We start from the raw sequence: 23,056 nt of genomic DNA, 5'->3' as shown, positions 1-23,056 counted from the left end.
TTACTTCTCGGTGTTGTCCAGCTTGGCGCGCAGCAAAGCGCCCAGGTTGGTCAGGCCAGCGCTTTCGCGCGAGGACTGCTGGCTCAGGGAAGCCATGGCTTCTTGCTGGTCCACATTGTCCTTGGCCTTGACCGACAGCTGGATGTTGCGGGTCTTGCGATCCACGTTCACCACAACAGCCGACACTTCGTCGCCTTCTTTCAGCACGTTCCGAGCGTCTTCAACGCGGTCACGGCTGATTTCGCTGGCACGCAGGTAACCAATGATGTCTTCGCCCAGATCGATCTCGGCGCCTTTGGCATCAACGGTCTTGACCTTGCCGGTCACAATCGCGCCCTTGTCGTTGATCGACACGAACGTGGTGAACGGATCGGAATCCAGCTGCTTGATGCCCAGGGAGATACGCTCGCGGTCGACGTCGACAGCCAACACAATCGCTTCGACTTCCTGGCCCTTTTTGTAGTTGCGAACGGCGGCTTCGCCGGGCTCGTTCCACGAGAGGTCAGACAAATGCACGAGGCCGTCGATACCGGCAGCCAGGCCCACAAAAACGCCGAAGTCGGTGATCGACTTGATCGGGCCCTTGACGCGGTCGCCGCGCTTGGTGTCCTGTGCAAATTCTTGCCATGGGTTGGCCTTGCACTGCTTCATGCCCAGGCTGATACGGCGCTTGTCTTCGTCGATCTCGAGGACCATGACTTCGACTTCGTCGCCCAGGGCCACGAGCTTGCTCGGTGCCACGTTCTTGTTGGTCCAGTCCATTTCGGACACGTGGACCAGGCCTTCGATGCCTGGCTCGAGTTCCACAAACGCGCCGTAGTCGGCGATGTTGGTGATCTTGCCAAACAGGCGGGTGCTTTGCGGGTAGCGGCGGTTCACGCCCATCCATGGATCGTCGCCCATCTGTTTCAGACCCAGCGACACGCGGTTTTTCTCGGTGTCGAACTTCAGGATCTTGGCCACGATTTCCTGGCCAGCCGTCACCACTTCGCTTGGGTGACGCACGCGGCGCCATGCCATGTCGGTGATGTGCAGCAGGCCGTCAATGCCGCCCAGGTCAACGAAGGCACCGTATTCGGTGATGTTCTTGACGATACCCTTGACGGCAGAGCCTTCTTTCAGGGTTTCCATCAGCTTGGCGCGTTCTTCGCCCATGCTGGCTTCGACCACAGCGCGGCGGCTCAGCACCACGTTGTTGCGCTTGCGATCGAGCTTGATGACCTTGAATTCCATGGTCTTGTTCTCGTACGGAGACAAGTCCTTGATGGGGCGGGTGTCGATGAGCGAGCCGGGCAGGAAAGCGCGGATGCCGTTGACCAGAACGGTCAGGCCGCCCTTGACTTTGCCGCTGGTCTGGCCGGTGACGAATTCGCCGGATTCCAGGGCTTTTTCCAGGCTCATCCACGAAGCCAGGCGCTTGGCCTTGTCGCGGGACAGCAGGGTGTCGCCATAACCGTTTTCGACGGAGTCGATGGCCACGGAGACAAAGTCGCCGACCTGGACTTCGAGTTCGCCCTGGTCGTTTTTGAATTCTTCGAGGGGGACATAAGCCTCGGATTTGAGTCCGGCGTTCACAACCACGTGGTTGTGATCGATACGCACTACCTCAGCGGTAATGACTTCGCCTGAACGCATTTCAGAGCGTTTGAGCGATTCTTCAAATAGGGCGGCAAAAGATTCAGACATGAAGGTTCCTCATCCACAGAGCAGGTTTCCGACAGCACGATTGCTATCGTTTTTAGGGCTGACTGCGGCGGTTGTGTGCGGATAATCCGCGGGTTAAGTGAATGAACCTGGTGGCCCGGGCGCCCTGCTAGAAGAGGCGCGGCGCGGGTCAGAAGGGCCGGGTGCTTTGCCACCAGTCCAGCACCAGGGCTGTGGATTTTTCAATCGACAGCTCGGAGTTGTCCAGCGGTTTGGCGTCATCAGCGGGTTTCAAAGGGGCGGTTGGCCGTGACATGTCACGTGCGTCCCTGGCCTCCAAATCCTGCTGAATTCCCGCGATTGTAACCGAAATACCCTTTGAAATCAATTGCTTATGGCGGCGTTCTGCCCTGTGCAGGGCGCTGGCCGTCAGAAAGATTTTGAGTTCCGCATCGGGGAAAACCACGGTACCCATGTCGCGGCCGTCGGCCACCAGGCCAGGCAATTCGCGGAAGGCTTGTTGCAGCTCCAGCAAGGCGCTGCGCACCGCCGGATGGGCAGACACGCGGGAGGCGGCCATGCCGGCGGCTTCGCTGCGGATCGCTTCCGAGACGTCTTCGGCGTCCAGAAACACCCGGTCGCCCCGGAAACGCACCGGCAGGCTGCGCGCCACGGCGGCGACGCCGGCTTCGTCGTCCAGCGCCACGCCGGCGCGGCCGGCGGCAAAAGCCGTCAAGCGGTAGAGGGCACCCGAATCCAGGTAGTGGTAGCCGAGTTTGTGGGCGACCAGGGCCGCCAGCGTGCCTTTGCCGGAAGCGGTCGGGCCATCGACGCAGATGACCGGGACTCGCCTGCGCTCGGTGTGCGACACCAAAAACAGGGTTTCAAAGTAGTTGGGAAAGGTTTTGCCGACGCAGCGGGGGTCGAGAATACGTATCGGTAGCCGCGCCGGGTTGAAGGCCGCCAGCGAAAAACACATGGCGACCCGGTGGTCGTCGTAGGTATGAATAGGCGCGGTCTGCCACTGGACGGGTGGCGTGATACGCAGGTAGTCGACGCCTTCCTCGATATCGGCGCCCAGCTTGCGCAACTCGCAAGCCATGGCAGCGATGCGGTCGGTTTCCTTGACGCGCCAGCTGGCGATGTTGCGCAGCGTACTGGGGCCGTCGGCGTAAAGCGCCATCACGGCCAGGGTCATGGCCGCATCGGGGATGTGGTTGCAATCCAGGTCAATCGCCTTGAGCGGCCAGGCGCCGCGGCGTATGGTCAGGCGATTGGGGCTGCTGTCGATCTGGGCACCCATCTGCCGGGCCGCTTCGACAAAACGAATGTCGCCCTGAATGGAAGCTTCGCCCAAACCGGCAATTTCAATGCCATTTTGGCCTGTAGCCCCCGTTGCTATTGCGCCAAGCGCTATGAAATAACTAGCGGATGAGGCATCGCCCTCGACATGGATTTCCCCTGGCGAGTGGTAGCGGCTGCCGGCGGGGATGGTGAAACGTTGCCAGCCGTCACGCTGGACATCAATGCCAAAGCGGGCCAGCAGGTTCAGGGTGATCTCGATGTAGGGCCGGGAGATCAGTTCACCGATGACTTCAATGACGATGTTCTGGCTGGCGACCAGAGGCAGGGCCAGCAGCAGGGCGGTCAGAAACTGGCTGGAGACGTCGCCGCGCACGCGGATAGGCGCGTCCAGCGTCAACTCGCCCGTGCGGATGCGCAGTGGCGGAAAACCTTCCTGCCCAAGGTAATCGATGGCGCAACCGAGTTGGCGCAGGGTATCGACCAGATCGCCGATGGGCCGCTCGTGCATGCGCGGCACGCCGGACAGCTCGAAGTCGCCGCCCAGCAGGGCCAATGCCGCCGTCAGTGGGCGCATCGCCGTGCCGGCGTTGCCGAGGTAAAGCTTGGCCTGTTTTTGCACGAGCTGACCACCCAGGCCGTCGATGATGGCGGTGTCGCCGTTTTGTTCGACGCTGCAGCCCAGTTGCCGGAGTGCGGTCAGCATCACCGCCGTGTCGTCGGACGCCAGCAGATCATGCACCGTGGTGCGGCCCTGGCTCAATGCTGCCAGCAGCAACACACGGTTGGAAATGCTTTTGGAGCCGGGCAGGCGGACCGTGCCGCCAGCCGTGCTCAGTGCTGGGATGTCCAGGAACGGGATATCGAACATGGACCGCCGTTATTGAAAGGATTTGGGAGTGCTGATGCGCCAGTTGGCGCGGGTGTGGCTGGCCTGGTCGATTTGTTCTTCCAGCGCATCGCCACTTTCGCTGGTGATCAGTTTTTCCAGCGCCTGAAGCGCGTTCTGGAAGATTTTGGATTGCTCTAACAGTTCTTCCTTGTTGGCAATCAGGATGTCGCGCCACATTTTGGGGTCGCTGGCCGCGATACGGGTGAAGTCGCGAAAGCCCGGGCCGGCCAGAGACAGGTAGTCCTTGCCGTGTGCCTGGCCGGCAATGCTGTTGATCAGTGCAAACGCAATCATGTGCGGCAGGTGGCTGACGGCGGCGTAAGCGGCGTCATGCGACTGCGGGGACATCTTGATGACGTTGCAACCCAGCGCGGTCCAGACGTCGACGGCTTTTTGCAGCTGAACCGTGAAGGTGCGTTCAATCGGGGTCAGGATGACCTGTTTGCCGACGTACAGATCGACATCGGCGTATTCCACGCCAGACACTTCCTTGCCGGTGATCGGATGGGCCGGCACAAAACAACCCAGGTGTTCGCGCAACACACGGCGCGCCGCGTCCACCACGTCGCGTTTGGTGGAGCCGACGTCCATGATCAGGGTGTCGGGCCCGATCAGATGGCGAATAGCCTTGAAGGTGGCTTCGGTGGCGGACACCGGCACGGCCAGCAACACAATGTCGGCGCCGGAGACGGCCAGCAAGGCCGAGGGAGCTTCCACGTCGATCACGCCCATCTGGCGCGCACGTTCGGTGGTGGATGGCGATTTGCTGTAGCCGACGATACGTTTGACGAGGCCGGCGCGTTTGAGCGCCAGGGCGAAGGAGCCGCCCATCAGGCCGCAGCCGATCAGACCTAACTGTTCAAACATGGCGGGTCGCCACGGTTGTATGTAATTGCTTCATTTGTTTTTCAGTCGCCTGCGGGGTAGGTGCCCAGCACCTTGTAAAAGGCGCAAAGTTTCTGCAGGTCTTTCAGGGCCGCCGCCACATGGGGCTGCGAGGGATGGCCCTGCAAATCGATATAAAAGAAATATTCCCACTGGCCCGAACGAGCTGGGCGCGATTCGAACCGTGTCATGGACACACCATGGGTTTTCAACGGCACCAGAATGTCGTGCACCGCGCCGGGTTTGTTGGGCACGGACACGATCAGGCTGACGCAATCATTGCCCGAGGCTTGCGGTGCACCCAGGACCTGGGGCAGGCAGATCACGGCAAAACGTGTGCGGTTGAAGGCATCGTCCTGGATCGCCGTGGCGCATACGTGCAGGCCGAACTCGGCGCCGGCACGTTCACTGGCGATGCCGGCCCAGGCCGGGTGGCTGGCGGCCAGGCGAGCGCCTTCGGCATTGCTGGAAACAGCGCGCCGCTCGGCGTTGGGCAGGTGGGTGCTGAGCCAGCCCTGGCACTGCGCCAGCGCCTGTGCATGGGCCAGCACGACCTCCACGCCTTCCAGCGAGTCGGACAGACGCAAGAGGTTGTGGCGGACCAGCAAGCTGGTTTCGCCGACCACATGCAGAGGGGAGTTCAGGAACAGGTCCAGCGTGCGGGTGACCACACCTTCGGTGTTGTTCTCCACCGGCACCACACCGTATTGGGCGGTACCGGCGGTGGCGGCACGAAACACCTCGTCAAAATTGGCGCAGGGCACATGTTCGATGCTGGAGCCGAAAAACTGCACGGCCGCCTGCTCGCTGAAGGTGCCGGCGGGCCCGAGGTAGGCCACGCGTTGTGGCGCTTCCAGCGCACGGCAGGCCGACATGACTTCGCGCCAAATGTGCGCAATGCTGTCACCCTTCAGCGGGCCGGGGCTGGCTGCTTGCAGGCCGTGAATGACCTGCGCCTCGCGCTCCGGCCGGAAGACAGGCGAGCCGTCCAGGCGTTTGATTTCACCGACTTCGTTGGCCAGCGTCGCGCGCTGGTTCAGCAGGCTCAGCAATTGCTGGTCCACCGAATCGATTTGATGCCGAAGTTCTTGCAAGGTTTGGGTCATGTCGGGTGTTTATCGTGCGGTGCGAACGGACCGGCTGCGCAGGGCGGTTTCCCCCTACGCGTTCAGGCCGGTTGAAAAACGGAAGGCAAGGTCACTTCTTGGCTGGTTTCGCGGCTGGCGCCGGCGCAACGGGGCCGACTATTTTGGCGGCGGCGGCATCAAACTGCTTGGCGCGGGCCTGGATGTCGGTTTGCGTGGTGGCGACAATTTTCTTGATGAAAACATCGGCCAGCTCCGGGGTGACCGCTTTGTATTTTTTGATGACCGGGGACTCAAAAAAGGCGACCAGTTGTTTGAGTTCTTCCAGGTTGAAGCGCTCCATGTAGGCCGGCACCAGGGCCTCGGTGCTGACCTGGCTGACTTTGCTGCTGATGATCTTGTTGGCATCGGCGGCAAACTTGCTCAGTTCTGCGTTGAATTCTTCGGTTGCCTTGGCTTGTTTGGCTTTAGGGACGTTGGCGTCAAACTTGGGCGCCCAGCCGGCGACCAGATCCTGGGCCGCGGTGCCGACCAGTTGCGAGACCAATCCGTCCAGGTCCGCGCCTTGCTGCAAGGCCACGACTTTGGTGGCCCATTCCAGCTTGGGGTCCGCGGTTTGTGCGTGGGCGGTGAATGAGAGTGCGCAGCCTGCAACAAGCAGGGCGGTGATTAGCTTTTTCATCAATTGGTTTCCGGGTTGGAGGCAGATGTGCCTGAGTCATTGTCTGTATCGCTGTCGTCCAGGCTGGCGTCGTTTTCGACAATACGCTGGAGACCGCTGAGTTGTGAACCTTCGTCCAGGCCGATCAGTGTCACGCCCTGGGTGGCGCGACCCATTTCGCGAATTTCGCTGACACGGGTGCGGACCAACACACCCTTGTCGGTGATCAGCATGATTTCGTCGTCCACGTGAACCAGCGTGGCTGCCACCACTTTACCGTTGCGCTCGCTTTGCTGGATGGCGATCATGCCCTTGGTGCCGCGGCCATGGCGTGTGTATTCCTGGATGGAGGTACGTTTGCCAAAACCGTTCTGAGTGGCCGTCAGCACACTTTGCTGTTCGTCTTCTGCGACCAGCATGGCGATCACGCCCTGGCCTTCGTCGAGCATCATGCCGCGAACGCCGCGGGCATTGCGGCCCATGGGGCGCACGTCGTTTTCGTCGAATCGAACCGCCTTGCCGCCGTCCGAGAACAGCATCACGTCGTGTTTGCCGTCGGTCAGCGCAGCGCCTATCAGGTAGTCGCCGTCATCGAGGTCTACGGCAATGATGCCGGCCTTGCGCGGGTTGCTGAAATCTTCCAGCGGGGTCTTTTTGACCGTGCCCATGCTGGTGCCCATGAACACATACTGGTCGGCCGGGAAGCTGCGTTTTTCGCCGGTCAGCGGCAGGACAACGGTGATCTTTTCGCCTTCCTGTAGCGGGAACATGTTGACGATGGGGCGGCCGCGCGAGCCGCGCGAACCGGCCGGGACTTCCCAGACCTTGAGCCAGTAGAGTCGGCCGCGGTTGGAGAAACACAGGATGTAGTCGTGGGTGTTGGCGATGAAGAGCTGGTCAACCCAGTCGTCTTCCTTGGTGGCCGTCGCCAGCTTGCCACGGCCGCCGCGTTTTTGCGCCCGGTATTCGGACAGCGGCTGGCTCTTGATGTAGCCGGTATGCGAAAGCGTAACCACCATGTCGGTCGGCGTGATCAGGTCTTCGGTGCTCAGGTCGAAGGAGCTGTGTTCAATGTGGCTGCGGCGTGCGCCCAGCTTGGTCTGGCCGAACTCCTGGCGGATGACAGCGAGTTCTTCGCTGATGATGGTCGAGACACGTTCCGGGCGTGCCAGGATGTCCAGCAAGTCATCGATTTCCGCCATGACTTCTTTGTATTCCGCGACGATTTTGTCCTGCTCCAGGCCGGTCAGGCGCTGCAAACGCATCTGCAGGATTTCCTGGGCCTGCGTTTCCGACAGGCGGTACAGGCCGTCGCTGCCCATGCCGTAGCCTTTTTCCAGGCCGTCAGGGCGGTAGTCGTCGGCATTCACGATGCCGCCGTCGGCACGTGTGCGGGTCAACATCTCGCGCACCAGGCTGCTGTCCCAGGGCCTGAGCATCAACTCGGCCTTGGCCACCGGTGGTGTCGGCGCATTGCGGATGATGGCAATGAAGTCGTCGATGTTGGCCAGCGCAACGGCCAGGCCTTCGAGCACATGGCCACGTTCGCGCGCCTTGCGCAGTGTGAACACCGTGCGGCGTGTGACCACTTCGCGGCGGTGCGACAGGAAGACCTGGATCAGGTCTTTCAGGTTGCACAGCTTGGGCTGGCCGTTGACCAGCGCCACCATGTTGATGCCGAAGGTGTCCTGCAGCTGCGTTTGTTTGTACAGGTTGTTCAGCACCACTTCGGGCACTTCACCGCGTTTGAGTTCAATCACCAGGCGCATGCCGGACTTGTCGGACTCGTCCTGGATGTGGCTGATGCCCTCGATTTTTTTCTCATGGACCAGTTCGGCCATGCGCTCCTGCAGCGTCTTTTTGTTGACCTGGTAGGGCAGCTCGTCAACGATGATGGATTGGCGCTGGCCCTTGTCGATGTCCTCGAAGTGGCATTTGGCGCGCATCACCACCTTGCCGCGGCCGGTACGGTAGCCATCCCTGACACCGTTGATGCCATAGATGATGCTGCCGGTGGGGAAGTCGGGCGCCGGAATGATTTCCATCAGTTCCTCGATGCTGGCCTGCGGGTTTTTCAGCAGGTGCAGACAGGCGTCGACCACTTCGTTGATGTTGTGCGGTGGGATGTTGGTGGCCATGCCAACCGCGATACCGCCGGAGCCATTGATCAACAGGTTGGGAATACGGGAGGGCAGGACCAGCGGTTCTTTCTCGCTGCCGTCGTAGTTGGGTCCGAAATCGACGGTTTCCTTGTCGATGTCGGCCAGCATTTCCTGGGCGATTTTGGACAGGCGAACCTCGGTGTAACGCATGGCGGCTGCACTGTCGCCGTCCACCGAACCGAAGTTACCTTGGCCGTCCACCAGCATGTGGCGCAGGGAAAAGTCCTGGGCCATACGCACGATGGCGTCGTAGACCGACTGGTCGCCGTGCGGGTGGTATTTACCAATCACGTCGCCGACGATACGCGCCGACTTTTTGTAAGGCCGGTTCCAGTCGTTGTTCAGCTCATGCATCGCAAACAAAACGCGCCGGTGCACGGGCTTGAGGCCGTCGCGGGCGTCTGGCAAGGCGCGCCCGACGATCACGCTCATCGCGTAATCAAGGTAGCTGCGCCGCATCTCCTCTTCAAGACTGATGGGCAGGGTTTCTTTGGCAAACTGGGTCATGAGAGGCCTGAGTAGGATTTGGCAGAGCGCTTACAGAGATAAGCCCACTGATTTTAAGGCCTGAGTTTAGGCCAGTCGGGGTGTGGCAAGCCTGCAACAGAAAACAAAGAGAATCTCGATTCTGTGTCGGACGAAGCCGATACCGCGCTTGAACCGCGAATGAGCTATGGCACAATAACTGTAACGCTTTGAGTGATGGTCACTCAGGGCGTGATATTTAATCGCAGCAAGTCTGCGGCTTTTCTCTAGAGGAGAACCATGAAGAAACTCAACAAAGTGGCAATGTTGTTTGCTTCCGCAGCGCTTGCTACCGCCGCTGGTGCACAAACAATCGACAACTGGAAAAACGGCACGAACGAGCTGGTCTGGAAAAACGGAACCAACGAACTCTGCTGGCGTGATGCGAACTGGACCCCGGCTACTGCCGCTCCAGGTTGCGATGGCGCGATTGCTCCTGCTGCTGCCGCTCCTGCAGCGCCTGCCGCTGTTACTCCCGCAGCACCCGCCGCTCCTGTCGTGGTTGCTCCTCCTGCAGCCACCAAAGTCACCTACGCTGCTGACGCTTTCTTCGACTTTGACAAGTCTGTGCTCAAGCCTGAAGGCAAAGCCAAGCTTGACGACCTGGTCGGCAAAATCAAAGACATCAACCTTGAAGTCATCATCGCTGTTGGTCATACCGACTCCGTTGGTAGCGACTCCTACAACCAGAAGTTGTCGGTCAAGCGCTCTGAAGCTGTCAAAGCTTACCTGGTGAGCAAAGGCGTTGAGAAAAACCGCGTTTACACCGAAGGCAAAGGCGAGAAACAGCCAGTTGCTGACAACAAAACTGCCGAAGGCCGTGCGAAGAACCGTCGCGTGGAAATCGAAGTGGTTGGCACCCGCGCCAACAAATAATCTTTCACAGATTATTTAAAAAACCGCGCTACGGCGCGGTTTTTTTATGCCCGGGCGATAATCGTCCCATGCAAACCACTCAAAATGCCGACCCGGCCGAACTGGCCAAATTTTCCGATCTGGCCCACCGCTGGTGGGATACTGAAAGTGAGTTCCGCCCTCTGCATCAGATCAATCCTTTGCGATTGGACTGGATTCAGGGTTTGGCGCCCTTGAAGGGGCAACGCGTGCTGGATATTGGTTGCGGCGGCGGTATCCTGGCCGACGCCATGGCCCGGCAAGGTGCACAGGTGCTGGGCATAGATCTGGCCACAAAAGCCCTCAAAGTGGCCCAGTTGCATGCGCTCGAAGCCGGTACCGAAGGCGTCGAATATCGCGAAATCAGCGCCGAAGACCTGGCTCTTGAAGCGCCCGGCAGTTTCGATGTGGTGACCTGCATGGAGATGCTGGAGCATGTGCCCGACCCGTCCTCGGTGGTTCGGGCCTGTGCAACCTTAGTCAAGCCAGGTGGCCATGTGTTTTTTTCCACGATTAATCGCAATGCCAAGGCCTTCCTGTTTGCCATCGTGGGCGCCGAATATGTGCTGAACCTGATACCGCGCGGCACCCACGAATACGCCAAACTCATCAAGCCCAGCGAACTGGCTGCTTATTGCCGCAGCGCCGGGCTTAATCTGCAGCACACCCGCGGCATGGAATACAACCCCTTGACGCAACACTATTGGCTTAGCGCCGACACCAGCGTCAATTACCTGCTCGCGACGCAGAAACTCTGAAGACAGCTTTGCCCATGTTTGAACATATTGATGCCGTTCTGTTTGATCTGGACGGCACGTTGATCGACAGTGCCCCCGACCTGGGTGCCGCCGCCGACAAGATGCGCACGGACCGCGGACTGCCTTCCTTGCCGCTGACGGATTACCGACCCATGGCCGGTGCGGGTGCGCGCGGCATGTTGGGTGTGGCTTTTGGCCTGACACCGAATGACGCCGGTTTCGGCGCCTTGCGGGAAGAGTTTTTTGCCAACTACGAAGCCTGCATGACCGAACGCACCTATGCGTTTGACGGCGTGGCCGAGTTGATCGCGCAGATTGACCGCGCCGGCCTCAAATGGGGCGTGGTGACCAACAAGTCGGAGCGTTTCACGCTGCCATTGACCCGCCAGATGCCGCTGTTTGGCACGGCCAAAACCATTGTGAGTGGCGACACCACGCCGCATGCCAAGCCGCATCCCGCGCCTTTGCTGGAAGCGGCGCGGCAGCTCCAGGTGGAGCCCGGGCGTTGTGTTTATGTCGGTGACGACGAACGCGACATCGTCGCGGGGCGTGCGGCGGGCATGCCCACGGTGGCGGCGGCTTATGGTTACCTCGGCGCTTTGGCTGATACCCGGGGCTGGAACGCGGACGCCACCATTGTTTCTCCGGCCTCGCTCTTGAATTTGCTGCGAATGGCTTAAACTACTGTGCTTGGGGCTGCATTGGTTTCGACGTGGGTTCGGACGCGGTGTGGTGCATGTCGAGCTGAGTGTGCTCGTAAAACTGATTCAAACAAACTAACTGCAAACGACGAACGTTTCGCACTCGCTGCTTAATTGCCAGTGAGCTTTACAACAGCAGGCCGATGGGCTGGGCAAGGGGTGTTTAGCGCAAGTTAAACACTCCCGGCTGTAAAGATAATTTCATCGGCTGGCTCCGGGCTGGGTACCTTAACCCGGGGCGAGAAAATAGGGTGCTGGCGTCCTGTGTAGCGTGCGACTGCGCGATACAGGTGGCGAGACTCAAATCAGACCGCTAAACATGTAGATCTGCCCGAACAAGGCTTGCGGACGGGGGTTCAAATCCCCCCAGCTCCACCACCATCATGTCCAAGGCCGTTTGCTGAAGTCCAGCAAGCGGCCTTTTTCTATGTTAAATCAATAACTTAGCGTCCAATGACGTTTGTTTTTATCCAACGACAGTCAAGCTTAAACCGGGGAATAATCCGGGGAACAATTGAGGCAAAATTAGCAAAATCGAGGGGTTGTTCCCCGGTGATCCCTGTTCCCCGCCCTGGAGCCCTCTCCATGTTGACTGACAAGCACTGCAAGAACGCCGCCTGCCCACCCGACAAGAAGCGAGCGCGCATGGCATCTGTCACCGACAAGGAATAGCTGATATGGCCACGAAGAAAAACACGCCCAGCTGGAGCGACGTCAAAACCAAGCTGGCTGACTTCGACCGCGCAGGTCTGATCGGTCTGGTGCAAGACCTGTACGCGGCCAGCAAAGATAACCAGGCGTTTTTGCACGCGCGCTTTGCGCTAGGCAGCGATGTGCTGAAACCGTACAAGGCGACCATTGATCGTTGGCTGTGGCCGGATGTGTTCAAGAACCAGGACACTTCAGTCGCCAAAGCCAAGAAGGCGATTGCGGACTATAAGAAGGCAGTTGGGCAACCCGAGGGGCTGGCGGAACTGATGGTTTTCTACTGCGAACGGGCCGCTGGCTTCAGCAACGACATCGGCCTGCAAGACGAAGGCTACTTCGATGCCTTGGTACGGATGTTCGAGCAGGCATTGAAGATTATTGCCGCTTTGCCCATCGAGGCACGACCGGCCCTCTTGCAACGGCTGGATGAGGTTCGACGCATCAGTCACAACTTCGGTTACGGCGTTGGTGATGACATGGATGAATTGCTGGCCGAGCACGGGGTCGATGACTGACCGTGATGCGCTCGCAGCCCTTCAGGCCGAAAACACCCGCTTGATCGCGCTGCTCGAATCCCATGACATCGAGTGGCGCTTGTCGTCGCCTCCCGTCGCAGCGGTTCGAGAGCCAGAACCATCCAAACTGTCTACGGCTGAGAAAGTGGCGCTATTCCGGCGGCTGTTTCGCGGGCGCACCGATGTTTACCCGATCCGCTGGGAGAGCAAGACCTCGGGCAAGGCAGGCTACGCGCCGGCCTGTGCCAACGAGTGGCGGGCCGGGGTCTGCGAGAAGCCACGCATCAAGTGCGGCGACTGCGGCAACCGTCTGCTGATCCCGCTTTCCAATGCGGTGATTTATGACCATCTGGCCGGTGAGCACACGGTCGGCGTCTATCCACTGCTGGAAGATGACACCTGCTATTTCCTGGCGGTCGACTTCGACGAGGCCGATTGGCGTGACGATGCCGGCGCATTCATGCAGTCCTGCGACGAACTGGGTGTGCCGGCAGCGCTGGAAATCTCTAGGTCCGGTCAAGGCGCGCACGCGTGGGTGTTTTTCGCAAGCCGCGTTTCGGCACGCGATGCCCGCCGCTTGGGCACGGCCATCATCAGCCACACCTGCTCGCGCACCCGGCAACTGAAGCTGGAGTCCTACGACCGGCTGTTTCCCAACCAGGACACGATGCCCAAAGGCGGCTTCGGCAACCTGATTGCACTACCGTTGCAGAAGTGGCCCCGTGAAAGCGGTTGCAGCCTGTTCGTCGATGCCGATCTGCGTCCACATCCCGACCAGTGGGCCTTCTTGGCTGCGATCCAGCCCATGTCCGCCCACGACATCGAGCCGACTATCCTGCGCGCCACGGGTGGCGTCCATCCGCTGGACGTCACCTTCATCGACGATGAGGATCTGGCCACGCCGTGGAAACGCGAGAGCGCATCGACCAAGAGGCTGGCTGGACCGATGCCGAAGTCGCTCACGGTGACACTGGCCAACCTGATCTACTTTGAGAAGGCCCAACTGCCGCAGGCACTGGCCAATCGCCTGATCCGGCTGGCCGCCTTCCAGAACCCCGAGTTCTACAAGGCGCAGGCGATGCGGATGTCGGTGTGGGACAAGCCGCGTGTTATCGGCAACGCTGAGAACTACCCACAGCACATCGCGTTGCCGCGCGGCTGCCTTGATGGGGCGCTGGACCTGCTGCGCGACAACGGCATCGCCTGCGACCTGCGCGACGAGCGCTTCGGCGGGGAATCCATCGACGTGGCCTTCGCTGGCACCTCGCGTCTCGATCAAGAGGCGGCTGTCTCGGCCATGCTGTATCACGACACTGGCGTGCTGTGCGCGCCGACGGCCTTCGGCAAAACGGTTACCGCCGCCGCGATGATCGCGCGCAGGGGCGTGAACACCTTGGTGTTGGTGCATCGCACCGAACTGCTCAAGCAATGGCAGGAACGCCTGCAAGCCTTCCTTGGAGTCGGCAAGGGCGTGGTTGGGACGATTGGCGGCGGTAAGGTCAAGCCCACAGGGAAGATCGATATCGCCGTGATGCAGTCAGTCTCACGACAGGGCGAGGTCAATCCGCTGGTGGAGAACTACGGGCAGGTGATTGTGGACGAGTGCCATCACGTCGGTGCCGTGTCCTTCGACGCCATCCTGAAGCGAACAAAGGCGAAGTACGTGCTGGGCCTGACAGCGACACCGATCCGCCGCGACGGCCAGCAGCCGATCATCTTCATGCAGTGCGGTCCGATCCGCTACACGGCGGCCAAACCGGCCGGTGCGCCCCACGACTTGGAAGTGCTTCCGCGCTCTCGGTTCTCACGGATTGATCTGTCGACTGATGCCGGGATTCAGGACGTGTTCCGACATCTAGCCAATGACCAAGGACGAACCGAGGCCATCGCCGCCGAAGTCTGTGATGCATTCCAGCAGGGGCGCAAGGTGCTGGTGCTGACCGAGCGCACCGAACACCTCGATGCTATACGGGTAGCGCTGGCGGAGATGAGACCCGAGCCGTTTGTGCTGCACGGTCGCATGTCCAAGAAGCAGCGTGCGGCGCAGGTCACTGCACTGGACGCTTTACCGCCGGATGCGCCGCGGGTATTGCTCTCCACCGGCAAACTGGTCGGTGAAGGCTTCGACCATCCACCTCTCGACACCCTGGTGCTGGCGATGCCCGTGTCCTGGAAAGGCACGTTGCAGCAGTACGCCGGCCGCCTGCATAGAGAGCACGCCAGCAAGACCGATGTGCGCATCATCGATTTCGTCGACACCGGGCACCCGGCGTTGCTTCGAATGTGGGACAAGCGGCAGCGTGGATATCGGGCGATGGGCTATCGGATGGGGGCTGATACAGAGGGAAAATGACGTGCTACCCGCTCCGGTCCGCACTGTTCCCCGCCAGTGCTCATAAGCTCGGGAGGCCAGTCGGCACACAGGCAACCATCCGCCACCATTCATCCAAAGCCCAACCGGTAACGGTTGGGCTTTTTTTCGCCTGAACATGCTGCGGTTTGGGCGAGCCCTCCAAACCCGGCGAAAATCGACCCATGGTCACCATGCAATTACAAGAGATTCTTTTTTCCCAGGGTTTTGGCACGCGGCGCGTTTGCGCCGGGCTGATTCAACAGGGTTTTGTGGCTGTAGCCGGCGTCCCGTGTGCGGAGCCAGCTATGGAATTTGTAGCGAATGACCTGCAATTCACGGTGCAGGGCGTGGATTGGGCCTATCACGAGAAGGCCTACCTGATGCTGCACAAGCCGGCCGGTTACGAGTGTTCGCAAAAACCCAGCACCTATCCGAGCATTTACACCTTGCTGCCGGCGCCGATTCGCCAGCGTGGCGGCGGGGCGGCGGCGGGGGTGCAGGCTGTGGGCCGGCTGGACCAGGACACGACCGGGCTGCTGCTGTTGTCGGACGACGGCAAGTTCATCCACCGCATGAGTTCACCCAAACACCATGTGCCCAAGGTGTATGAGGTCACGGCCAAACACCCGGTGGACGACAAACAGATCCAGAAACTGCTCAGCGGTGTGGTGCTGGACGATGACCCCAAAGCCGTGAAGGCGGCGGCTTGCGAAAAAACCGGGGACAACACGCTCAGCCTGACCCTGACCGAAGGCAAATACCACCAGGTCAAACGCATGATTGCCGCAGTGGGCAACCGGGTGGAAGACGTCGCTGGTTTGCACCGTTCTCGAATCGGCTCGTTGGCGTTGCCGGCAGATCTGAAACCGGGCCAGTGGCGCTGGCTGACGGCGCAGGACCTGGCCAGTATTTCGGCTTGACGGGTTTTTGCGCTGCCTGACCCGTCAGGCGTGTTCTTTCCGCTTCAGGCCAGCCGGCAGCCGTCAGCGCTTCTCAGTTCGGCCGGCAGGCTGTTGGCCTGAATCAGGAAGGCATCCTGCCACTGGCTGGGCATGTCGCTGCTCATGACGCTGTCGCCCTTTTCATAAACGCTTCTGAATTCGCGCATGCGGCGTTGCTGCACCAGGGTTCTTTTCAGGTTGACACGGGCGGCCTCGATGGCGGCTTCCTCGCGTTTCAAATGCCTGGCTCTGGCCGCGACTTCGCCCAGGATTTCATCGCGAATGTCTGCCGGTGTGGGCAGGCGGCCGGGATTGAGCACGATGTAGGAAATGCCGCATTGCTCCAGCAGGTTTTCTTTCAGGTTCCGGGTCTTTTGCGACAGGCCAAAAGACTTGGGAACATCGACACAGCCGAGCACATGGCCGTCGCTGGCACAGATGGAAAACGTGCAGTTGGTGTTTTTGAGCAAGTCATACAGGTGGCGGCCGTTTTCACTCGCATTGGGCCGTGTGAAGCGGGTGACCGGCATTTTGATCATCACGTGGTGGTCGTCAAAGGTTTCGGTCAGCCAGCGCCAGATCCGTAACTCTTCCTTGTTGACCAGACCCCGTGCATGCAAGGGCCAGTGTGTCGGAATCGTGCGCGTTTTTTTTGCGCTGCTGCGGAACCAGAGTCCCGACCACGCAAAGACCAGCACAAGCAAGGACAAGCCTGCCAACCACCACTCTGCATTGATATTCATGTCGTCACTCCCGGACCGTTACCAATAATTACAAGTCCTAGACTACGCCTGATCATGGTATTTGAGAAGTGAACTAATCACAATTCCTTACGAAACCAGGAACTAAGTCATGTTTTTTGAGGCTTATAGGCTTCAGTGGATCCAAAAAGGCGGGGATGCCGGGTTTGGCGCGCTCATGGCGCGCTGGCCGTCCATCCTTGTGTTACCTGCGCAGGCGGCCCGTGGGGCGCTGATTTATAAGCCAAAAATGGCTGTAACCCATATATGCTGAGCGCTAGCAGCTATAAATTCAATAGCGATCAGGGCAGAGGCGCGAGAAACTGCGCCACCGCTTCCAGCGTCTTGCTGCTCTGGTCGCGTTGCGGGGAATGTCCGCAGTCGGCCAGCCGGAGTTGCACGGTCTGCGGCGCGGCCAGCGCCAATTCGTCGAGTTGCGCCAGGGTGCCGTATTCGTCGTTGATGCCCTGAATCGCCAGCAGCGGGGCGCTGATACGCCGGCAGTCGGGGCGAATCTCAAAGCGGCGGAAAGCCTCGGACAGCCAGATGTCGTTCCACTGCCAGAAGGCGCCATCCACATCGGCGTGGTGGCGCGCCAGCCGCTCGCGCAAACCGGCGGAGTTGCCGCTGCGTTCAAACGCCAGTTTGGCTTCAGCAATCGCCTGGACCGCAATGTCCTCGACCATCAGGTGGGGCGCCATCACGATGGCGGCCGTCACCGGGTAACGGCTGGCGTGGAGCAGGGCGATGCTGGCGCCGTCCGAGTGGCCCAGCAACACCGGCTGTGTGATGCCCTGGTCGGCCAGCAGCGCCGGCAAGACCTCCCAGGCTTCGCGGTGCATATAGTCCGGCGCAAGCCGGCCGGCGCTGCGCACATCGGGCACAGGGTCCGACTGGCCATAACCGCGCCGCGAATACACCAGGCCGGCGCGGCCGGTGGCCAGGCAAACGGCTTCGGGCCAACTCTGGCCGCGTTGTGTCCACAAGCTGACCGAACCCAGGCCTTCATGCAGAAAAACAAGCGGCGCCAGCGCCGCTGAACCGGCAATACGCTGCACTTCGAGGCGGATGCCCTGGATATTCGCTGAAAAGTTCATCGCAGCATCGTAAAGGATGTAAGCGGGCCGGCCCTCTGGCGCGTTGATTCATGTCGGACCGCTACACTTGCCGGTCGCCTCGAAGAAAGTAGTTTGTGAATTTGTTTCCCCGTCTGATTGCCGCCGCCCTGTGTTGTTATGTGGGCGCTGCCGCCTTGCCCGCCCTGGCCCAGCCCGCACCGCTGTTTGTGCTCAATTCGCTGGATGCGAATGTCAGTGTGATCAATCCGGTGGACTGGACCGAAATCAAGCGCATTCCCACCGGCAAGCAGCCGCACCACCTCTACCTCACACCCGACGAAAAATCGGTGATTGTGGCCAATGCGCTGTCCGACACCCTGACGTTTATTGACCCGAAAACCGCCGCCATTCAGCGCGTCATCCCCGGCATCCTCGACCCTTACCAGCTGCGTTTTTCGCCAGACATGAAGTGGTTTGTCACAGCCGCCAACCGGCTCAACCACATCGACATTTACCGCTGGGACGGCAGCAACATCACGCTGGTCAAACGCGTGGCCACCGGCAAGACGCCCAGCCATTTGTGGATAGACAGCAAAAGCAGCACGGTGTATTCGACCATGCAGGACAGCAACGAGCTGATCGCGCTGGACCTGGCGACACAAACCATCAAGTGGCGTACACCCACCGGATCGATTCCCGCCGACGTGTATGGCAGCGCTGACGACAAGTTGATTCTGATCGGCCTGACCGGCGGTGATTCGGTCGAGGTTTACGACGTCAGCGGCAAACAGCCCCAGCGCACGCGTGTCATCAAGACCGCCGCCGGCGCACACGCTTTCCGGGCGCTGGGCGACGGACGCCATGTGCTGGTCAGCAACCGCGTGGCCAACAGCATCAGCAAGATCGACCTGCAGACACTGAGCGTGGTGGACACCTACCCCGCGCCCGGCGGGCCGGACTGCATTGAAGTCTCGCGCGACGGCAAGCTGATTTATGTGACTTCGCGCTGGGCGCGAAAACTCACGGTGATCGACGTGGCCAGCCGCAAGGTGGTGCGCCAGGTGAACGTTGGAAAAAGCCCCCATGGCGTCTGGACACTTGACCACGCACCTAGATAAGCCCCAACGGTCGCTCACTGCGAGCCTGCGGCAGCTCCCTGCCCCTTCACGGAGAAAGGGGCCGCTGCGCCTGCGGGCTGGCGAAGCCAGACCCGCGGCCCTGGCTTGCATATGAAATCCTTGCGATTACTCATTGCTATTACTTTGGTAGCTGCTTGCGTCCGTCCCGTATGGGCTGGAGCCTGTTTTGATGCCCAAGGCAGGCCTGGAAAGCCGGTTTACCTGACCCTGGACACCGGCCACATGGCTGTGGCGCCGCTGATGGCGGACATCCTCAGCAAACATCAGGTCAAGGTGACCTTCTTCGCGGCCAACGAACGCACCAAAACCGGCGATGGCAGCCTGGGCCAGGACTGGGCGCCCTGGTGGAAAGCGCGCGCTGCAGAAGGCCATGAATTCGCCTCGCATACCTTTGACCACACCTACTGGCGTGGTGATGTGGCTAGCAATCCGGCCCAGTTCCGGGTGCGCCCGTCGGCCGGCCCGTCCGAGGGCAAGGACTTCACCTGGACGGCGAAGCAGTATTGCGACGAGATCGGCAAGTCAGCCACCCGTCTGCAGGAAATCACCGGTAAAAAACCGTTGCCGCTGTTCAGGGCCCCGGGTGGGAAAACCTCGCCGGCCTTGCTGGCCGCCGCCAAGGCCTGCGGTTATGAACACGTGGGCTGGTCGCCCGCCGGCTTTCTGGGGGACGAATTGCCCAGCGACAAATTTCCCAACGAGGCCTTGCTTAAAAAAGCGCTGCAGGGCATCCAGCCCGGCGACATCTTGTTGGCCCACCTGGGCATCTGGTCGCGCCAAGACCCGTGGGCGCCCGCCGTGCTGGAGCCGCTGATTGTCGGCCTGAAGGCGCGCGGTTTTTGCTTCCAGACTTTGCGCGAACATCCCCAGTACAAAACCTGGATTGAATCCCACGCCGGCCCGGCCGCGGCCAAGCCTGCAAAATAGGCGGCATGGACAGTTTGGAAAATTTTTTCTCGTGGGTGCAGCAGGGCTTGTTTGAGACAGTCGTGCAGCCTGCCATGTTTGCGCTGGGCCTGGGCAACCTGCTGGAAGACGGCTATGAAGCCACGGCGTGGTTCATGGCGGGCGTGATCCAGATCGTCATTTTGCTGGCCGTGATCGGTCCGCTGCAGCGCTGGCGGCCGGTGGAGCCGGTGACGGACCGCGCCACCATACGCACCGACATCCTGTACACCCTGATCCATCGCCTGGGCCTGTTCCGCATTGCACTGTTTTTCACCCTGGAGCCTGTGTTCGACAGCTTTTTTGGCATGGTGCGCACGGCAGGCTTTGGCACTTTCCACCTCGACCAGCTCTGGCCCGGCGTGACCGACAACGCGCTGGTCAGCCTGCTGATTTACCTCGTTGTGTTCGATTTTGTTGCCTACTGGACGCACCGTGGCCAGCACCAGCTCGAATGGTGGTGGCCCCTGCATTCGCTGCACCACGCGCAGCGGCAGATGACGATGTGGAGCGACAACCGCAACCACCTGCTGGACGACGTGATTGTCGACATCATCGTGGTGGTGGTGGCGCAGTTGATAGGCGTGGCACCCGGCCAGTTCATCGCCATCGTGGCCTTGACCCAGCTCAGCGAGAGTTTTCAGCATGCGAATCTGCGGCTCTGGTTTGGCCGCATCGGCGAGCGCCTGTGGGTCAGTCCGCGTTTTCACCGCCTGCACCACAGCATAGGCATAGGCCATGAAAGCCACGGCCCGGCCACGTTGGGTGGGCACAACTTTGGCGTCTTGCTGCCCTGGTGGGACATGTTGTTTGGCACGGCCAACTTCGAGCAACGTTACGACCCGACCGGTATCCGTGATCAGGTGGAAAAGCAGCGCGACTACGGCCGTGGCTTCTGGGCGCAGCAGTGGCTGGGCCTGAAGCGCTTGGTCGGCCGGGCTTGAGGAAATTTGCTTTGCCCGAGCAATTTTCCGCTGGGCCACCCCAAGGAAAATATGCCCCCTCGGGGGGCAGGGAGCTACACGCAGTGAGCGCGCGTGGGGGCCAGTAAACTCCAGCCATGAACAAGCTTCTGGATTCCTTTTGGCGGGCGGTGATGTACTGCCTGCACCCGCGGGTGATTGCCTTGTCGGTGTTGCCGCTGATCATCATGGTGGTCATCTCGCTCGGGCTGGGTTATTTTTTCTGGGAAGACGCGTTGTTCGCCGTGCGTTCCGGCCTGGAGGGTTACGAGCTGCTGAACGCCATGGCGCGCTGGCTCGAAGGGGTGGGTTTTGGCAATCTGCGTGTGGTGCTGGCGCCGGCGTTGTTGCTGTTCCTGGCGATCCCGGTGATCGTCATCGTGTCGCTGCTGTTTGTGGCGCTGCTGATGACGCCGGCCATGGTGTCCCTGGTGGCCGAGCGCCGTTTCCCGCTGCTGGAACGCAAAAAAGGCGGCTCGTTGATGGCCAGCCTGTTTTGGTCACTGGGTTCCACCTCGCTGGCCGTGCTGGCGCTGGTGGTGTCGATTCCGCTGTGGCTGATCCCGCCCTTGATTCTGGTCTTGCCGCCGCTGATCTGGGGCTGGCTGACCTACCGGGTGATGTCTTATGACGCGCTGGTGGACCACGCCAGCGCCGAAGAACGGCGGGAGATTTTCCGCCAGCACCGCGCCAGCCTGCTGCTGATTGGTGTGCTCAGCGGTTACCTGGGCGCCGCACCCAGCCTGATCTGGGCCTCGGGCGCGATGTTTGTCGCCATGGCGCCCATCCTGGTGCCGGTGGCGATCTGGATTTACACCCTGGTGTTTGCTTTTTCCTCGCTCTGGTTTGCCCATTACACGCTGGCGGCGCTGGAGCAACTTCGCAAGCAAAAAATAGCCATAACCCCCGACCCACTTGCGCAAGCAGCTATTGAATCCATAGCGGATGAGGTTTCGCCCGCGCCGTCGACCAGCGTGGCAAGCGATGCCGCGCCGGCCTTTGGTGGACCCGGACAACAACCGTAACCCCTTTATTCAGGCGTTTCACCATGAGCACTCACTTCGGACTCATCATCATCGGCGACGAAATCCTCTCGGGAAAACGTGCCGACAAACACCTGCCCAAGGCCATTGAGCTGCTGGCCGCGCGTGGCCTGCAGCTCAGTTATGCGGACTACGTGGGGGATGACCCGGCGCGTATCACCGCGGTGTTGGCGCGCGCCTTTGCGGCCGCGCGGGCCTCGGGCGACGTGGTGTTCTCCTGCGGCGGCATAGGCGCCACGCCGGACGACCATACGCGCCAGTGTGCCGCCGACGCCTTGGGCGTGGCGCTGGCCTTACACCCCGAAGCCGAAGCCCTGATCCGCGCACGCATGCAGGACGTCGCCAGGGAGCAGGGCGTGCCGTATGAACCGGACCGGCACGACAACATCCACCGCCTGAACATGGGCATGTTTCCGGTGGGCGCCGAGATCATTCCCAACCCGTACAACAAAATCCCCGGCTTCAGCTGCTACGTGCAACGAAATGGTTCTGTAGATAGCAACGGCCGCCGCGACGGGCCGCCCCTAGCAAGGCCAGCCCCCACGGGGGGCAGCGACCCACACGAAGTGGGGAAGCGTGGGGGCATACATTTCGTTCCTGGCTTTCCCGTCATGGCCTGGCCCATGATCGAGTGGGTGCTCGACACGGACCACGCCGATTTGCACCAACAATCGGCCTACGTCGAAAAATCCGTGATTGTGATGGGTTCCATGGAGGCGACGTTGACGCCGCTGATGCTCGCCATCGAGGCCAATTACAGCGGCGTCAAGGTGTTCAGCTTGCCCAGCGTGGACCACCCCGAATACGGCCGGCATATCGAGCTGGGCGTGAAAGGCCCGCCAGAGTTGGTGAATGCCGCTTTTCCGGCGCTGTTGGCCGGGCTGCACACATTTAATGCTAAGTTAGGCCCTGAATTGGTGCGATAAATCGATGCACCAATAACGGGCTTGTTGATTTGCACTTGTTTGGTGCTTTTTGGTGGGAATGATTTTTCCGGTCTGGCAGGCCGGTCGCCGGCTTATCCCGCGCCAGATGGCGGCACAATCGAAGGCTTGGCAGAAAAAAACCGGCCATCGGGTTTGGCATAAAAAGTGCATTCACCCAGCACGAGCATATTTTTTTAACCACCATCCAGCAACAGGA

The 23,056-nt window shown here is 60.6% G+C and carries 19 protein-coding genes and 1 other RNA gene; 12 read left to right on the top strand and 8 right to left on the bottom strand.

Annotated features, from left to right (window positions below):
* The 6 genes from rpsA to gyrA all read right to left on the bottom strand — a co-directional run bounded on the left by rpsA (position 1) and on the right by gyrA (position 9,138).
* On the bottom strand, positions 1 to 1,686 hold the full coding sequence (rpsA, locus tag R6254_RS18700; RefSeq protein ID WP_318409088.1) for a 30S ribosomal protein S1: 1,686 nt from the start codon (positions 1,684 to 1,686) through the stop codon (positions 1 to 3).
* Positions 1,687 to 1,834: 148 nt separating this feature from the next.
* A complete protein-coding gene (locus R6254_RS18695) occupies positions 1,835 to 3,817 on the bottom strand; it encodes a bifunctional 3-phosphoshikimate 1-carboxyvinyltransferase/cytidylate kinase (RefSeq protein ID WP_318409086.1) in 1,983 nt (660 codons plus the stop codon).
* 9 nt (positions 3,818 to 3,826) lie between these two features.
* Complete coding sequence (locus R6254_RS18690; protein ID WP_318409083.1) at positions 3,827 to 4,705, bottom strand: prephenate dehydrogenase; 879 nt, start codon at positions 4,703 to 4,705, stop codon at positions 3,827 to 3,829.
* 41 nt (positions 4,706 to 4,746) lie between these two features.
* On the bottom strand, positions 4,747 to 5,829 hold the full coding sequence (pheA, locus tag R6254_RS18685; protein ID WP_318409081.1) for a prephenate dehydratase: 1,083 nt from the start codon (positions 5,827 to 5,829) through the stop codon (positions 4,747 to 4,749).
* A gap of 91 nt (positions 5,830 to 5,920) precedes the next feature.
* Complete coding sequence (locus R6254_RS18680) at positions 5,921 to 6,490, bottom strand: DUF2059 domain-containing protein (protein WP_318409080.1); 570 nt, start codon at positions 6,488 to 6,490, stop codon at positions 5,921 to 5,923.
* On the bottom strand, positions 6,490 to 9,138 hold the full coding sequence (gene gyrA, locus R6254_RS18675; protein ID WP_318409078.1) for a DNA gyrase subunit A: 2,649 nt from the start codon (positions 9,136 to 9,138) through the stop codon (positions 6,490 to 6,492). Before gyrA ends, R6254_RS18680 begins: the two co-directional genes overlap by 1 nt.
* A gap of 258 nt (positions 9,139 to 9,396) precedes the next feature.
* Here gyrA and ompA point away from each other — a divergent pair, with 258 nt between their 5' ends.
* The 7 genes from ompA (at position 9,397) to R6254_RS18640 (ending at position 16,005) form a co-directional block, all read left to right on the top strand.
* Entirely contained in the window at positions 9,397 to 10,032 is a 636-nt protein-coding gene (gene ompA, locus R6254_RS18670; RefSeq protein ID WP_318409076.1) for an outer membrane protein OmpA, read from the top strand.
* A gap of 68 nt (positions 10,033 to 10,100) precedes the next feature.
* Positions 10,101 to 10,808, top strand: coding sequence for a bifunctional 2-polyprenyl-6-hydroxyphenol methylase/3-demethylubiquinol 3-O-methyltransferase UbiG (gene ubiG, locus R6254_RS18665; RefSeq protein ID WP_318409075.1), 708 nt, complete (start codon positions 10,101 to 10,103; stop codon positions 10,806 to 10,808).
* Positions 10,809 to 10,822: 14 nt separating this feature from the next.
* Complete coding sequence (locus R6254_RS18660; RefSeq protein ID WP_318409073.1) at positions 10,823 to 11,488, top strand: HAD-IA family hydrolase; 666 nt, start codon at positions 10,823 to 10,825, stop codon at positions 11,486 to 11,488.
* A gap of 12 nt (positions 11,489 to 11,500) precedes the next feature.
* Positions 11,501 to 11,887: a transfer-messenger RNA gene (ssrA, locus tag R6254_RS18655) on the top strand.
* Positions 11,888 to 12,186: 299 nt separating this feature from the next.
* Complete coding sequence (locus R6254_RS18650; protein ID WP_318409071.1) at positions 12,187 to 12,732, top strand: hypothetical protein; 546 nt, start codon at positions 12,187 to 12,189, stop codon at positions 12,730 to 12,732.
* Entirely contained in the window at positions 12,725 to 15,085 is a 2,361-nt protein-coding gene (locus R6254_RS18645) for a TOTE conflict system archaeo-eukaryotic primase domain-containing protein (protein WP_318409069.1), read from the top strand. The genes R6254_RS18650 and R6254_RS18645 overlap by 8 nt, the downstream gene beginning before the upstream one ends.
* A gap of 191 nt (positions 15,086 to 15,276) precedes the next feature.
* A complete protein-coding gene (locus R6254_RS18640; protein ID WP_318409067.1) occupies positions 15,277 to 16,005 on the top strand; it encodes a pseudouridine synthase in 729 nt (242 codons plus the stop codon).
* 44 nt (positions 16,006 to 16,049) lie between these two features.
* On the opposite strand, the gene R6254_RS18635 is transcribed toward R6254_RS18640, so the two are convergent.
* Together R6254_RS18635 and R6254_RS18630 are read right to left on the bottom strand one after the other, a co-directional pair.
* Positions 16,050 to 16,769, bottom strand: coding sequence for a DUF2726 domain-containing protein (locus R6254_RS18635; RefSeq protein ID WP_318409065.1), 720 nt, complete (start codon positions 16,767 to 16,769; stop codon positions 16,050 to 16,052).
* Between the two features lie 299 nt (positions 16,770 to 17,068).
* Positions 17,069 to 17,863: an alpha/beta fold hydrolase gene (locus R6254_RS18630; protein WP_318409063.1), complete on the bottom strand. Its 795-nt coding sequence runs from the start codon at positions 17,861 to 17,863 to the stop codon at positions 17,069 to 17,071.
* A gap of 101 nt (positions 17,864 to 17,964) precedes the next feature.
* Between R6254_RS18630 and R6254_RS18625 the strand changes: the two genes are divergently transcribed.
* The 5 genes from R6254_RS18625 (at position 17,965) to R6254_RS18605 (ending at position 22,839) form a co-directional block, all read left to right on the top strand.
* Positions 17,965 to 18,942 carry a YVTN family beta-propeller repeat protein gene (locus R6254_RS18625; protein ID WP_412103196.1) on the top strand — a complete coding sequence of 326 codons (978 nt, stop codon included), beginning with the start codon at positions 17,965 to 17,967 and terminating at the stop codon, positions 18,940 to 18,942.
* 111 nt (positions 18,943 to 19,053) lie between these two features.
* Positions 19,054 to 19,890 (top strand): polysaccharide deacetylase family protein, encoded by an 837-nt coding sequence (locus R6254_RS18620; RefSeq protein WP_318409062.1) that lies wholly within the window; start codon positions 19,054 to 19,056, stop codon positions 19,888 to 19,890.
* A 5-nt stretch (positions 19,891 to 19,895) separates the two neighbouring features.
* On the top strand, positions 19,896 to 20,852 hold the full coding sequence (locus tag R6254_RS18615; protein WP_318409060.1) for a sterol desaturase family protein: 957 nt from the start codon (positions 19,896 to 19,898) through the stop codon (positions 20,850 to 20,852).
* A 116-nt stretch (positions 20,853 to 20,968) separates the two neighbouring features.
* On the top strand, positions 20,969 to 21,895 hold the full coding sequence (locus R6254_RS18610; protein ID WP_318409058.1) for an EI24 domain-containing protein: 927 nt from the start codon (positions 20,969 to 20,971) through the stop codon (positions 21,893 to 21,895).
* A gap of 23 nt (positions 21,896 to 21,918) precedes the next feature.
* On the top strand, positions 21,919 to 22,839 hold the full coding sequence (locus tag R6254_RS18605) for a competence/damage-inducible protein A (protein WP_318409056.1): 921 nt from the start codon (positions 21,919 to 21,921) through the stop codon (positions 22,837 to 22,839).
* Positions 22,840 to 23,056: the final 217 nt, after the last annotated feature.

It is taken from the genome of Polaromonas potterensis, from assembly GCF_033446725.1.
GTDB lineage: Bacteria > Pseudomonadota > Gammaproteobacteria > Burkholderiales > Burkholderiaceae_C > Polaromonas.
The sequence above is the reverse complement of the archived record's forward strand: the minus strand, read 5'-3'. Positions and strand labels throughout refer to the sequence as shown.